This window comes from Nocardiopsis suaedae (assembly GCF_027706745.1).
In the GTDB taxonomy this organism is placed as follows: domain Bacteria; phylum Actinomycetota; class Actinomycetes; order Streptosporangiales; family Streptosporangiaceae; genus Nocardiopsis_A; species Nocardiopsis_A suaedae.
Window position 1 is genome coordinate 40,066 of record NZ_JAQFWP010000049.1, and the last position, 13,107, is coordinate 53,172.

A 13,107-nucleotide genomic window follows, 5' to 3' on the forward strand; every position below is an offset into this window, starting at 1 on the left:
TATTACTCGGTAGTAGTTTTCGGGGCCGCCACCTGGGGGCGGGACCCGTCCCACCAGCAGAGAACAACCCGGACACATCGGGCGGTATTTCGTGAATCGCGCCACCCGGACCGCCCGGCGCCGCCCTACGCTGACAGGATGAGCACGCCTCCCCGCGACACCGCGCGCTATTGGCGCCACCCCGGGCTGCCCGGCGTCGACCTGCTCAAGGCGCACTACGTCCGGCACGCCTTCACCCCGCACACGCACGACGCCTACACCCTCGCGGTGATCGAGTCCGGGATCGAGGTCTACGACTACAAGGGCACCACCCACCGGGTCGGCGCGGACGGGATCGCCCTGGTGGAGCCGGGGGTGGTGCACACCGGGCACGCGGGGGTGCCGGAGGGGTGGCGGTACCGGGTGCTGTACCCGGACGCGGAGGTCGTCGCCGACGCGGCCCGCGACATCGGGATGGCGGGGGCGCCGCTGTTCACCGACTCCTCGGCGCACGCCCCCGCGACCGCGGAGGTGCTCCGCGCCGCCCACCGGGCCGCCGAGCGGGGCGACAGGCTCAGCGCCTCGACACTGACCCGCCAGGCCCTGTACCGGCTGCTCGCCGCGCACGCCACCGACTCCGCGCGCGCGGCCGCCACCCCGGCGCCGCGCCGTACGGTCGCCGAGGCGAGGGAGATCCTGCGATCCGCCATGGCCGACCCGCCGTCCCTTGAGGAGCTGGCCGAGCAGGTGGGGGTGTCGGCGTTCGCCCTGCTCCGCGCATTCCGCCGTGACCTGGGGCTGCCGCCGCACGCCTACCTGAACAGCGCGCGCGTGGAACGGGCCCGCCGCCTGCTGGCCGACGGGACTCCGCCCTCGGAGGTGGCGCCCGCCGTGGGCTTCGCAGACCAGCCGCACCTGACCCGCCACTTCAAACGCAGGACCGGGGTACCACCGGGCGAGTTCCAGAAGGGCATCCTGGGAGCGGTGCCGGGGCCCCCGGACGCTGCTCCCGCGCCCTGAGCAGCCCCACCGGCCCACTGCCCGTTCGGACCTCCCCCACCCGAAGGAGCGGACATGGCATCTCCCGCCCCCGTACGCGCCCGGCACCACCCCTGGCCGACGGTCCCCTACACCGTCACGGGCGTTCTCGTGCTGCTCTGGGGGACCATCGGGCTGGGGCTCCACGGGACCATCGATTACGCGTTGCTCATCGGCGCCGGCGCGGTCCAGACCGCCTCGTCCCTTGTGACCGCCGGAATGCCCGCCTGCGAATACGTGCCGACGACCAACAGCCTGACCCGCCGGTCCCCCCTCAGACGCCGGGCCCGGGGGCCCTTCACCCCCAGTCCGGGCCAACGGTTCGCCGTCCATGAGAACGCCGTCGTGCTCGCCCCTGAGGGGGCGTCCCACGGCCCGGCGATCGTGCGCCGGAACCGCGTCCACCCGAACGACTGGGGCGCGCTGGCCGCCGCCGTCTCCCGGGCGAACGCGCGCACCGCGGCCGGACCGACCGCATTCGGAGACGGTGCCGCCCTGGCGGAGCACTACCGCCATGAGTGGCGGCCGTGAAGGGACCTCGAACCTGCTCCCGCGGGAACCGCAACGTCGCACCGGCACCGAAGCGCAATAACGTTCAAGACCGCCCCGGGGGCCGCTCCGTAGCGTTCCTCGTGTGAACACGTCAGCATTCGCACCCTCTCCCCCGGTGCGCGACGCGCTGGGGATCGGGCTGGCCGTCGGCGTCTCCGGTGTGGCCTTCGGCACCGCGTCGGTCGCGGCGGGCCTCACCGTCGCCCAGACCTGCGCCTTGAGCCTCTTCGCCTTCACCGGGGCCTCGCAGTTCGCCCTCATCGGTGTCGTCGCCGGGGGCGGGAACGTCATCGCCGGGGCCGCCGGCGCCCTGCTCCTCGGCGCACGCAACACCCTCTACGGGCTGCGCCTGGCCGACATCCTCGGCGTGCGGGGCGTCCGCAAGGCCGTCGCCGCCCACGGCGTGATCGACGAGACCGCCGCCGCCGCGCTCGCCCAGCCGACGCCCGCCGCCGCCCGGACCGCCTTCACGGCGACCTTCGCCGCGCTGTTCATCTTCTGGAACGCCACCACCCTGCTGGGCGCGGCGGCCACCGAGCGGGTCGGCGACACCTCGGCATTCGGACTGGACGCGGTGGGTCCGGCGATCTTCCTGGCCCTGGTCTGGCCCCGGCTGCGCGAAGGGCGCAGGATCGTGCTGGTCGCGGCCGTCGGCGCGGGCCTGGCCCTCGCCGCCGTCCCCGTGCTGCCGCCCGGCGTCCCGGTCCTCGTCGCCGCCGCGGCCGCGCTGCTGGGGCCCGCACCGGCCGCCGCGGAAGGGGGAGCCGGTGGGGCCGACGGCCCCGACGCCCCGGGCCCAGACACCCCCGCCGCCGACGCCGACCGCCCCCGGGAGGTGCGGCCATGACCGTCTGGATCGCGATCGCCGTCACCGCCGCGGGCTGCTACGCCCTCAAGTACGCCGGGCTGGCCGCCCCGCGCCGCCTGCTCGACCACCCCGCCGTGCGCCGGTTCGCCATGACCGTCCCCGTCGCGCTGCTCGCGGCCCTGGTGGCCGTGCAGACCTTCTCCGACGGCGGCTCCGCGCTCACCGCCGACACCGCGCGCCTGGCCGGGGTCGGGGCGGCCGCCACCGCACTCCTGCTCCGCGCGCCGTTCCTGGTCGTGGTCGCCGCGGCGGCGGGAACCACCGCCCTGCTGCGCGCCCTGGGCCTCGGCTGAAACGCCCCATCCGCGCCCGCGGCCGCGTGACGGACCCGCTCCCCTCGGGCAGGATGGCGGTGACCGGCGGGGGCGGCATACCGCCCCCGCCCACGTGTGCCTTGCGACGACGGAAGGACGACCGTGCCCCCCGAGACCCCCCTGCCCAGTGGGCCCACCGCCGCCGAGGCGGTCGCGGAACTGCTCGCCGCCGCCCATGTGCGGCGCTGCTACACCGTCCCCGGCGAGAGCTTCTTGGAACTGGCCGACGCGATCGACCGGCGCAGCGACATGCAGCTGGTGTCGACCCGCCACGAGGGCGGAGCCGGGTTCATGGCCGAGGCCGAGGGCAAGCTCATCGGCTTCCCCGCCGCCGCGGCCGCCACCCGCGGCCCCGGCGCTTCCAACCTGGCGGTGGCGGTGCACACGGCCATGCAGGACTCCACCCCGATGATCGTGTTCCTCGGCCAGGTGGAGACCGACCGCCTGGGCCGGGAGGCGTTCCAGGAGGTGGACCTGACCGCCTTCTACGCCCCGATCACCAAGTGGTCGACGACGGTGACGCGCGCCGACCGGCTGGTGGAGGCGACCTCGCGCGGGCTGCGGATCGCCACCTCGGGCCGCCCGGGCCCAGTGGCGATCGCCGTCCCGGGCGATCTGTGGGGGCAGGCGGCCGGGGTGCTGGGCCCCCTGCCGGGGACGTTCCCGCCCCGCCCCTCGCTCGCCGAGGAGGAGCGGGACCGCCTGGCGCGGTGGCTGGCCGGGGCCGAGCGGCCGGTGATCATCGCCGGGGGCGGGGCGCGCGCCGCGCGCGAGGAGCTGGTGCGGGTCGCCGAGCGGTTCCAGGCCGGGGTGTACGCCGCCTGGCGGCGCCAGGACGTGTTCCCCAACGACCACCCGCTCTACCTGGGCCATCTGGGGCTGGGGTGCCCGCCGCAGGTGCTGGGCGCCCTGGAGGAGGCGGACGCGGTGCTGGTGGTCGGCTCCCGGCTGAGCGAGGTCACCACCCAGGCCTACCGGTTCCCCGCGCCCGGGGTGCGGGTCGTCGACTCCCGCGTCGCGCAGATCGACATCGACCCCGACCAGGTGGGGGCGGTCGCCGGGGTGTGGATGGGCGCGGTCGCCGACGCCCGGCGGGCGCTGGAGGCGCTGGCCGCGTCGCCGACCACGGCCATGTACCGCGACTTCGCCCCGGCGCACGCCGCGTGGGAGGGGACGACGGTCCCGGACCCGGCCGCCGCCTCCCACCCGGGCGGACGGCTGCACCCGTGGGCGGTGGTGGAGGGCATGCGCGCGGTGCTGCCCCGGGACACGGTGATCACCAACGACGCGGGCAACTTCGCGGCGTTCCTGCACCGGGGGTGGCGCTTCAACGAGCCGCGCACCCAGCTCGCGCCCACCAGCGGCGCGATGGGGTACGCGGTCCCCGCGGCGGTCGCGGCGAAGCTGGTGGAACCGCACCGGACCGTGGTGGCGGCCGTGGGCGACGGCGGCGCGCTGATGACCGGGCAGGAGCTGGAGACGGCGGTTCGGCTGCGCGTGCCGGTGGTCGTGGTGGTGTTCCAGAACGGGCTGTACGGCACCATCGCCATGCACCAGGCCAAAGAGATGGGCCGCACGGCCGCGGTCGACATCAGCGGCCCGCTCGACCTGGCGGGTTACGCCCGCTCCCTGGGGGCGCGCGGGGCGACGGCGCACACGCCCGAGGAGTTCGGGAAGGCCCTGTCCGAGGCGCTCGATTCGGACCTGCCCACCCTGATCGACGCCCGGACCGACCCGGACGTGATCAGTCCCGGCACGACCCTGTCGGGCCTGCTGGGCGAGGACTGAGGCCCACCCGCTGGGCCGCCCCCGGCCGGTTCCGGGAGCGGCCCACCAGAGCACAAGGCGGTTTCATCGGTCGCGACCGCCCTCGGCGGGCGGGCGCCGGGGGCCGCCTCGCGGAAGGGCGGGTCGCCGGTCACGACCGTGGAGCGCGGTCACACCGTTCCGACGGGCGTGCGGACCTGTCCGGCCGAGGAGCCGCCAGGTCATCATCGCGTCCGAGGTTGACGACCCCGTCCGCAGGGGGCCGCCGCGCGGACGGCGTCCGCCGGAGCGGTGGCGTCTTCGACAGCCGAGGCCGCGGTCTCCGGCCGCCCGCCGGCCGCGGGGAGCGGCGGTCGGCACCCCGTACGCGGTCCAGGCGCGCTCCCGGACCTCCTCCGGGCCGCGCCCCGCCCCGGGCGGGCGGCGTGCACACCGCTCCGGCGCGTTCTCAGGCGCGCACCGCCGCCGCGGCCGCCTCCGGGTTCATCGCCGCCTCACGGAGGGCCCGGACGGTCGCGCTGATGGCGGGCCTACGTGCCGCGTCCGCGTTCCAGAACACGTACACCTGCCGGACCAGCGCCGGCTGCACCTGCACCAAGCGCACCCCCTCGGGCACCGGCCCCCGGCCCAGGCGCGGCATCACCGCCGCCCCCAGCCCGGCCGCGACCAGCGCCAGCTTGGTCTGGTGCTCCTCGGCGGTGTGCACGATCCGCGGCTCGTTCCCCTGCTCGCTGATCATCCGGTGCAGCCACTCGCCGCACGCGCCCCCGCGCGGCCAGCTGATCCAGGGCAGGTCCAGCACCTCGTCCAGCGCGACCAGCCCGCGGTGCGCCAGCGGGTGCCCGGAGGGCAGCGCCAGGTCGGCGATGTCCTCCATCAGCGGGGTGCGCTCCATCCCGCGCGGCAGCGGGAGCGGTGCCCCCGTCCAGTCCACGACGACCGCCATGTCGGCGTCGCCCCTGCTCACCGCCGGGATGCTGTCGTCCGGCTCCTGCTCGACCAGTTCCACGGCGAGCCGGGGGTGGCTCTCCCGCAGCGACACCAGGGCGTGCGGCACCAGGCCGCGCGCGGCGGTCGCGATCGACGCCAGGCGCAGGTGCCCGATGACCGCGTCGCGGTGCGCCTCCAGGTCGGCCTCGGCCTGGCGGACCAGCGAGAGGATCTGCCCGGTGTGCTCGACCAGTACCTCGGCGGCCTCGGTGAGCCGGATCCCGCGCCCGTTGCGCTCGACGAGGGGCTGGCCGACCTCCCGTTCCAGCTTGCTCAGCTGTTGGGAGACGGCCGAGTTGGTGACCCGGAGCTCCTCTGCGGCCCCGGTGAGCGATCCGTTGGCGGCGATGGCGTGCAGGACGCGCATTCGATCCACGCTCAGCATGAAGTGATGCTAACGCCGCGAACGCCGCATTCGAAGCTGTTGTGAGCGGTCCGACGTCCAAGGGGTGAGATGTCCGGCGCCGGGCCGCCGTGGCGGCCCGGCGGTCCCGGCTGCGAGGGCCCCGGCGGCCTCACCTCCGCGCCCCGGGGCACGGGGCCCAGGCACGGGGCACGGAGCGCAGGGCCCCGGCCGCTGGGCCCATCCGCCTAATCCTCGCGCAGCTTCTCGACCGCCGCGGCCAGGTCGTCCGGGTAGGGGCTCTCGAACTCCACCGGCCGCCCCTCGGTCGGGTGGTCGAAGCCCAGCCGCACGGCGTGCAGCCACTGGCGGGCCACCCCCAGCCGCTCGGCCAGGGTCGGGTCGGCCCCGTACAGCCGGTCCCCCACGCAGGGGTGGCGCAGCGCCGACATGTGCACGCGGATCTGGTGGGTGCGGCCGGTCTCCAGCTTGATCTCCAGCAGGCTGGCCGCGCGGAACGCCTCGATGGTGTCGTAGTGGGTCACCGACGGGCGGCCGCCCGCGACCACGGCGAAGCGCCCGTCGCCGGAGGGGTGGCGGTCGATCGGGGCGTCCACGGTGCCGCGCAGCGGGTCCGGGTGGCCCTGCACCAGCGTGTGGTAGCGCTTGTCGACCGTGCGCTCCTTGAAGGCGCGCTTGAGCACCGAGTACGCGCCCTCGCTCTTGGCGAGCACCATCAGGCCGGTGGTGTTGGCGTCCAGCCGGTGCACGATGCCCTGCCGCTCGGCGGCGCCGCTCGTGGTGAGCTGCACGCCCATGGCCAGCAGGCCCTCCAGCACCGAGGGGCCGGTCCAGCCCACGGTGGGGTGGGCGACCACGCCGATCGGCTTGTCGACGACGACGATGTCGGCGTCCTCGTGCACGATGCGCAGGCCCGGCACCGGTTCGGGCCGGGGCGTCGGCGCCGACGGCGGCGGGGGGAGGGTGACCTCCAGCCAGGACCCGGCGGCGACCCGGTCCGACTTGGCCGCGTCGGTCCCGTCGACGCGCACGTTGCCGTCGGCGATGAGCTCGGCGGCGCGGGTGCGGGACAGGCCGAACAGCCGCGCCATGGCCGCGTCGAGGCGGTCGCCTTCCAGTCCGTCCGGCACCGGCATGCTGCGGTGGTCGGTCACGCCGTTCCCCCCTCTCCCGCGTCGCGGCCGGCGGTTCCGCCGGTCCTCCGGTCCCGGCCGGCCCCGCCGGTCTCCCCGGTCCCGTCCCCGGCGCCCGTGTCGGCGCCGTCGGCGCCCGCGTCGGCACCGTCCTCGGCGCCCGTGGCGGCGTCCGTGGCGGCGCCCGTGTCGGCGTCCTCGTCCTCGTCGCCCTCGCGGGTGCCGTCGATGTTCACCCCGCGGAAGGCCAGCACCACCGCCAGGGCGCTGCCCACCACCAGGCTGGAGTCGGCCAGGTTGAACACCGGCCAGTTCGGGAGCTGGATCCAGTCGACCACGTGCCCGTGCAGTGGGCCCGGCGGCCGGAAGAGGCGGTCCATCAGGTTCCCGGCGGCGCCCCCCAGGATCAGCCCCAGCGACATCGCCCAGGCCAGGCTGCGCAGGCGCCGGGCGATGACCGCGATGTAGACGACCACCCCGATCGAGATCAGGCTGAACACCCACGTCATGCCGGTGCCGATGGAGAAGGCCGCCCCCGGGTTGAACACCAGGGTGAACCGGAGCAGGTCCCCCACGACCGGGACGCTCTCGCCGGGGGCGAAGCGCGCCAGCACGATCTCCTTGGTGGCGAAGTCCAGGGCCAGCGCGACCGCGGCCACCACCGCCACAAGAACGAACCGCCGCGGCTTGGTCGCGGCGGGTCCGTTCACCGTCCTTTGTCCGTCCCCGGAGGGCTCAACGTCAGTCAGCGACGCTCCTCGCGTTGTTTGCACGCCACGCACAGGAGGGCGCGCGGGTATGCCTGGAGGCGGGCCTTGCCGATCGCCTGGCCGCAGGAGCCGCACACCCCATAGGTGCCCGCGTCCATCCGTTCGATCGCCCGCTCGCTCTGCGCGAGCAGGTCACGGCTATTGTAGGCCAGTGCCAGGTCGTGCTCGCGCTGGTACGCCTTCGCACCGGTATCGGTGGGGTCGTCCCCGGCGTTGGACACCGCGTCCGTCAGCTGTTCGGCCAGCTCCGACTCGGTGTCGGCGATCTTCTCGCGCAGCAGCGCGATCTCCTCTTCCAGCGACCCGCGGACCTCGGCGAGCTCCCGGGTGGTCCAGGGCTCCTCCCCGGTGCGCGCCGGCGGCAGCTTCGCTGCGCTCACGTCGCCCTCCTCGCGCCGTCCTCCGCGGCCCCCGCGGTCCGTCCCGCCGATCGATCGCTCCGCCGATGTGGACGTCATTCCCAGCCCCCGTTCCGATCCGGGCGGCCACCCCGGGCCGCCCCGCCGAACACCCCCGTCGACGTGCGAAAACACCGCCGAATCAGGGGATTGCCGCACAATGCCGGGTAGCTTAGGCGGCCGGGGTCGGCGAAGCAATGAACCACGGCGTTCCACGGAATCACCGCCTCTTTCCCCTTTGTTGTTCCCCCGTTCCCCTCGTCCGATTCGCTCGGGCGATCCGCCGGGGGCGCGGGGGCCAAGGCGCAGGGGCCGGAGCGCGGGTGCCGGACGCGGGGGCCGGGCGCGGCGGGGCTGCGCGCGGGGCCGCGGGCGGGTGGGCCCCGCTAATCGGCGGCGGCGAAGCCCCCGTAGTCCTCGGCCAGGCGGGACAGGTGCGGCTCGTCGAACACGGCCGGGCCTCCGTGCGGCCCCACCTCCACCACGATCACCCAGTCGACGTCCTCGGCGTCGTCTTCGCCCGCGAGCATGTCCCGGTGCACCGCACACGGCTCGTAGCCCTGGTCCTGGAGCTGCTCGGCCAGCTCCTCGGCGTCCTCCCGGTCGGGCAGCGTGACCAGCACCCGCCCCTTCGACGTCGCGCCGCTCTGCGTGTCGGCCATCCGGTTCCTCTCCTCGGTCGTGTCGTCCGTCGTCTCGTCCGCCGGTGGTGTCGCCCGCCGGTCGTGTGGTGCGCCGTGCGCCCGGCCGTGCCCGGCGGGCGGCCCCTGCGCACGGCCGTGCGCCAGTATGCCCCGCTCCCCCTCGGCCGCCGCGCGCTCCCCCTGCCCGGCGCGCCCGGGCGCGCCCGCGGAAATCGCGTCGGAGCGGCGGACCGGTTGCGTTATCCTCGACTTCACAAGCAGGGCGATGACGGGGACGAGTACCGCGCGGAGCACAGCCCAGAGCGACCCGGGGACGGTGGGAGCCCGGGGGCATGACCGGCGGGAACATCACCCCTGAGCCGCCGGAGGAACGGCCCCAGGGGCTCAGTAGAACCGGCACCGCATGAACGAAGCGGGGAGCGCACGCGCTCCCAAGGAGGGTGGTACCGCGGGGCCCCGCGCCTCGTCCCTCCATCAGGACCGCACCCCTGATGGAAAGGGCAGCCACGTGACAGCGTCAGCAGAAGAACCCGCCGCCCCCCGGCCCTTCCCCGCCCTCCCCGCGCAGATCGACCTGCCCGCGGTGGAGCACGAGGTGCTGAAGCGCTGGTCGGAGCAGAAGGTCTTCGAGCGCTCTCTCGACAAGACCAAGGACGGCCCGAACTGGGTCTTCTACGAGGGTCCGCCCACCGGCAACGGCAAGCCCGGCGTGCACCACGTCGAGGCCCGCGTCTTCAAGGACGTCTTCCCCCGGTTCAAGACCATGAAGGGTTACCGGGTCGACCGCAAGGCCGGCTGGGACTGCCACGGCCTGCCGGTCGAGGTGGCCGTGGAGAAGGAGCTGGGACTCAGCGGCAAGAAGGACATCGAGGAGTACGGTGTCGCCGAGTTCAACGCGCGCTGCCGTGAGTCGGTGCTCCGGCACGTGGGCGCCTTCACCGAGATGACCGAGCGCATGGGCTACTGGGTCGACCTGGAGAACCCGTACCGCACCATGGACTCGCAGTACGTGGAGTCGGTCTGGTGGGCGCTCAAGCGGATCCACGAGAAGGGCCTGCTGGTCCGCGACTACCGGATCAGCCCCTACTGCCCGCGCTGCGGCACCACACTGTCCGACCACGAGCTGGCCCAGGGGTACGAGACGGTCACCGACCCGTCGGTGTACGTGCGCTTCCCCATCACCTCGGGTCCGCTCGCCTCGCCCGAGCGCCCCACCTCGATGCTGGTGTGGACCACCACCCCGTGGACGCTGGTGTCCAACACGGCGGTGGCGGTGCACCCGGACGTGCCCTACGTGGTGGCCACCGACGGGACCGAGCGGCTGCTGGTCGCCGAGCCGCTGTTCGAGAAGGTCCTGGGCGAGGGCTGGACGCTCACCGGGGAGCGCTTCGAGGGCGGGGAGATGGAGCGCTGGACCTACCAGCGCCCCTTCGAGCTGGTGGACTTCGACGCCCCGGCGCACTACGTGGCGCTGGCCGACTACGTCACGGTCGAGGACGGCACCGGCATGGTGCACCAGGCGCCCGCGTTCGGCGCCGACGACATGGCGGTCGCGCGCGCCTACGGCCTGCCGGTGGTCAACCCGGTGCGCGCCGACGGCACCTTCGAGGACGGGCTGGACCTGGTCGGCGGGGTGTTCTTCAAGACGGCCGACGCGGCCCTGGTGGAGGACCTGACCGGGCGCGGCCTGATGTTCCGGGTGCAGGGGTACGAGCACAGCTACCCGCACTGCTGGCGGTGCCACACCGCGCTGCTGTACTACGCGGTCCCGTCCTGGTACGTGCGCACCACCGAGATCAAGGACGAGCTGCTCGCCCAGAACGCGGCCACCAACTGGTACCCGGAGAACGTCAAGGAGGGGCGCTTCGGGGAGTGGCTGCGCAACAACATCGACTGGGCGCTGTCCCGGAGCCGGTACTGGGGCACGCCGCTGCCGGTGTGGCAGTGCGCCGACGAGCACACCACGGTGGTCGGGTCGCTGGCCGAGCTGAGCGGGCTCGCCGGGCGCGACCTGAGCGCGCTGGACCCGCACCGGCCCTACGTGGACGACGTGGTGGTGGACTGCCCGCAGTGCGGCGCCGAGGCCCACCGGGTGCCGGAGGTGATCGACGCCTGGTTCGACTCGGGGTCGATGCCGTTCGCCCAGTGGGGGGCGCCGCACCGCAACGAGGAGGTCTTCGAGGAGAACTTCCCGGCCCAGTACATCTGCGAGGCCATCGACCAGACCCGCGGGTGGTTCTACTCGCTGATGGCCGTCAGCACCCTGGTGTTCGGGCGGTCCTCCTACGAGAGCGTGGTCTGCCTGGGGCACATCCTGGCCGAGGACGGCCGGAAGATGAGCAAGCACCTGGGCAACGTGCTGGAGCCGATCCCGGTGATGGACCGGCACGGCGCCGACGCGCTGCGCTGGTTCATGGCGGCGAGCGGCTCGCCGTGGGCGGCCCGCAGGGTGGGGCACGCCGCGCTGGAGGAGATCGTCCGCAAGGTCCTGCTGACCTACTACAACACGGCGTCGTTCTTCACCCTGTACGCCAACGCCGGGGAGGGCTGGTCGCCGGAGCGCCTGGCCGAGGCCCCGGCACCGGCCGACCGGCCGCTGCTGGACCGGTGGCTGCTGTCGGAGCTGAACCAGGTGGTGGCCGACGTGGACGCCGCGCTGGAGGACTTCGACACCGCGGGGGCGGGGCGCCGCCTGACCGCGTTCATCGACGACCTGTCCAACTGGTACGTGCGCCGGTCCCGCCGCCGCTTCTGGGCGGGCGCCTCGACCCCGGAGGGCGCGGCGGCGTTCGCGACGCTCTACGAGACGCTGGAGACGCTGACCAAGCTGCTGGCGCCGGTGGTCCCGTTCCTGACCGACCACGTGTGGGCGGCGCTGCGCCGCCCGGACGCCCCGGAGTCGGTGCACCTCGCCGACTGGCCCGAGTCCGACCCGGCGCTGGTCGACGAGGGGCTGTCCCGGGACATGGCGCTGGTGCGGCGCCTGGTCGAGCTGGGCCGCGCGGCGCGCGTGGACTCGGCGGTGCGCACCCGCCAGCCGCTGGGGCGCGCACTGGTGGGGGCGCGCGACTTCGACGGGCTGCCCGAGCAGCTCCGCGCGCAGATCACCGAGGAGCTCAACGTGGGGTCGCTGGAGGCGCTGTCCTCGGTCGGCGGCGACCTGGTGGAGTACACGGTCAAGCCGAACTTCCGGGCGCTGGGCAAGCGGTTCGCGAAGCGGACCCCGCTGGTGGCCCAGGCGATCGGCGCCGCCGACGCCAAGGGGCTGGTCGAGCAGGTGCGCGGGACCGGCTGGGCGCACGTACAGGTCGAGGGTGAGCCGGTGGAGATCAGCGCCGACGAGCTGCTGGTGACCGAGCAGCCGCGCGAGGGGTGGGCGGTGTCCACCGAGAACGGTGAGACGGTGGCCCTGGACCTTGAGCTGACCCCGGAGCTGCAGCGGGCGGGCCTGGCCCGCGAGGTGGTCCGGCTGGTACAGGACGCCCGCAAGAGCAGCGGCCTGGACATCTCCGACCGGATCGGGCTGGCCTGGTCGGCGACCGACCCGCAGACGGAGCGCGCGCTGGACGAGCACGCCGAGTCCATCGCGGGCGAGGTGCTGGCCACGACGTTCACCCAGGTGGAAAAGGCCCCGGAGGAGGAGGGCCACTACTCGGTCACCTCCGACGAGTTCGGCGTGACCATCTGGATCCGCAAGGCCTGACCACAGGCGCTGCGGGGGCCGCGGGCGCCGCGGTGGTGCGGTGGTGCGGTGGTGCGGTGGTGCGGTGGTGCGGTGGTGCGGTAGCGGCGGGCCGGCCCGGCCGGCCTGGTCGCCCCGGTCGTAGGAGACCGGTGCGGGCCCATGCACGGCAAAGCCGTGCATGGGCCCGCTCTTCTGGGAGGGGACCGATGGCCCCCACTACTGCCGACGCCCGCCCGCCAGGCCACCGGAGTGCCAGGTGGGGCGGCAACGACCCAGGTCGGCGGCCCTACCTGCAACGCTGTCGGCCGCGCGGTGCATGCGTGGTCCCGGTGATGGGCGACGACGGCGCGAGCGAGGCGGTTCCCCGGGCCTGCTTGCCGGGCGGCGGGTTCCTCGCGGTGCGGGTGGGCGGGTCGGCAGGTGCCCCACTGACGGGCCCCGGCCGGGCGCCGGGTCTCTCGACCCAGGGAGGCGGCGCCGTGGGGTGGGCGGGGTGCTCGCCCGCGCCGGTGGCGGGGTGCCTGGGCGCCGCATTCCGGGCGTCCCGGGAACGGGGCGGGCTGTCGGGCATCGAGTGTGCAGAAGAGTGCACTCCGGGCGCGTGG

The 13,107-nt window shown here is 74.6% G+C and carries 11 protein-coding genes; 6 read left to right on the plus strand and 5 right to left on the minus strand.

Features of this window, described 5'->3' with window-relative positions:
• Positions 1 to 138 precede the first annotated feature (138 nt).
• The 5 genes from O4U47_RS22140 to O4U47_RS22160 all read left to right on the plus strand — a co-directional run bounded on the left by O4U47_RS22140 (position 139) and on the right by O4U47_RS22160 (position 4,539).
• Complete coding sequence (locus tag O4U47_RS22140) at positions 139 to 999, plus strand: helix-turn-helix transcriptional regulator (protein WP_270679853.1); 861 nt, start codon at positions 139 to 141, stop codon at positions 997 to 999.
• 54 nt (positions 1,000 to 1,053) lie between these two features.
• Complete coding sequence (locus O4U47_RS22145) at positions 1,054 to 1,548, plus strand: hypothetical protein (protein ID WP_270679854.1); 495 nt, start codon at positions 1,054 to 1,056, stop codon at positions 1,546 to 1,548.
• A 136-nt stretch (positions 1,549 to 1,684) separates the two neighbouring features.
• Positions 1,685 to 2,416 (plus strand): AzlC family ABC transporter permease, encoded by a 732-nt coding sequence (locus O4U47_RS22150; protein WP_270679864.1) that lies wholly within the window; start codon positions 1,685 to 1,687, stop codon positions 2,414 to 2,416.
• Positions 2,413 to 2,730 carry an AzlD domain-containing protein gene (locus O4U47_RS22155; protein WP_270679855.1) on the plus strand — a complete coding sequence of 106 codons (318 nt, stop codon included), beginning with the start codon at positions 2,413 to 2,415 and terminating at the stop codon, positions 2,728 to 2,730. The genes O4U47_RS22150 and O4U47_RS22155 overlap by 4 nt, the downstream gene beginning before the upstream one ends.
• A gap of 123 nt (positions 2,731 to 2,853) precedes the next feature.
• Complete coding sequence (locus O4U47_RS22160) at positions 2,854 to 4,539, plus strand: thiamine pyrophosphate-dependent enzyme (RefSeq protein ID WP_270679856.1); 1,686 nt, start codon at positions 2,854 to 2,856, stop codon at positions 4,537 to 4,539.
• Between the two features lie 427 nt (positions 4,540 to 4,966).
• On the opposite strand, the gene O4U47_RS22165 is transcribed toward O4U47_RS22160, so the two are convergent.
• From O4U47_RS22165 to O4U47_RS22185, 5 genes are all read right to left on the minus strand, one after another.
• The gene (locus tag O4U47_RS22165) at positions 4,967 to 5,893 is read right to left on the minus strand and encodes a LysR family transcriptional regulator (RefSeq protein WP_270679857.1); all 927 of its coding nucleotides are present in this window, start codon (positions 5,891 to 5,893) and stop codon (positions 4,967 to 4,969) included.
• Between the two features lie 206 nt (positions 5,894 to 6,099).
• Positions 6,100 to 7,026 carry an RluA family pseudouridine synthase gene (locus O4U47_RS22170; protein WP_270679858.1) on the minus strand — a complete coding sequence of 309 codons (927 nt, stop codon included), beginning with the start codon at positions 7,024 to 7,026 and terminating at the stop codon, positions 6,100 to 6,102.
• Positions 7,023 to 7,715 carry a signal peptidase II gene (gene lspA / locus O4U47_RS22175; protein WP_270679859.1) on the minus strand — a complete coding sequence of 231 codons (693 nt, stop codon included), beginning with the start codon at positions 7,713 to 7,715 and terminating at the stop codon, positions 7,023 to 7,025. The genes O4U47_RS22170 and lspA overlap by 4 nt, the downstream gene beginning before the upstream one ends.
• Before the next feature lie 35 nt (positions 7,716 to 7,750).
• Positions 7,751 to 8,155 carry a TraR/DksA family transcriptional regulator gene (locus O4U47_RS22180; RefSeq protein WP_270679860.1) on the minus strand — a complete coding sequence of 135 codons (405 nt, stop codon included), beginning with the start codon at positions 8,153 to 8,155 and terminating at the stop codon, positions 7,751 to 7,753.
• A 404-nt stretch (positions 8,156 to 8,559) separates the two neighbouring features.
• On the minus strand, positions 8,560 to 8,835 hold the full coding sequence (locus O4U47_RS22185; protein ID WP_270679861.1) for a hypothetical protein: 276 nt from the start codon (positions 8,833 to 8,835) through the stop codon (positions 8,560 to 8,562).
• A gap of 490 nt (positions 8,836 to 9,325) precedes the next feature.
• On the opposite strand from O4U47_RS22185, the gene ileS reads away from it, so the two are divergent.
• The gene (ileS, locus tag O4U47_RS22190; RefSeq protein ID WP_270679862.1) at positions 9,326 to 12,520 is read left to right on the plus strand and encodes an isoleucine--tRNA ligase; all 3,195 of its coding nucleotides are present in this window, start codon (positions 9,326 to 9,328) and stop codon (positions 12,518 to 12,520) included.
• The last annotated feature ends 587 nt before the right edge of the window (positions 12,521 to 13,107 follow it).

Bases quoted from the DNA above. Each gene is read 5' to 3' on its own strand.
- O4U47_RS22140 (WP_270679853.1), top strand. From the start codon at position 139: ATGAGCACGCCTCCCCGCGACACCGCGCGCTATTGGCGCCACCCCGGG.
- O4U47_RS22145 (WP_270679854.1), top strand. From the start codon at position 1,054: ATGGCATCTCCCGCCCCCGTACGCGCCCGGCACCACCCCTGGCCGACG.
- O4U47_RS22155 (WP_270679855.1), top strand. From the start codon at position 2,413: ATGACCGTCTGGATCGCGATCGCCGTCACCGCCGCGGGCTGCTACGCC.
- O4U47_RS22165 (WP_270679857.1), bottom strand. From the start codon at position 5,893: ATGCTGAGCGTGGATCGAATGCGCGTCCTGCACGCCATCGCCGCCAAC.
- O4U47_RS22185 (WP_270679861.1), bottom strand. From the start codon at position 8,835: ATGGCCGACACGCAGAGCGGCGCGACGTCGAAGGGGCGGGTGCTGGTC.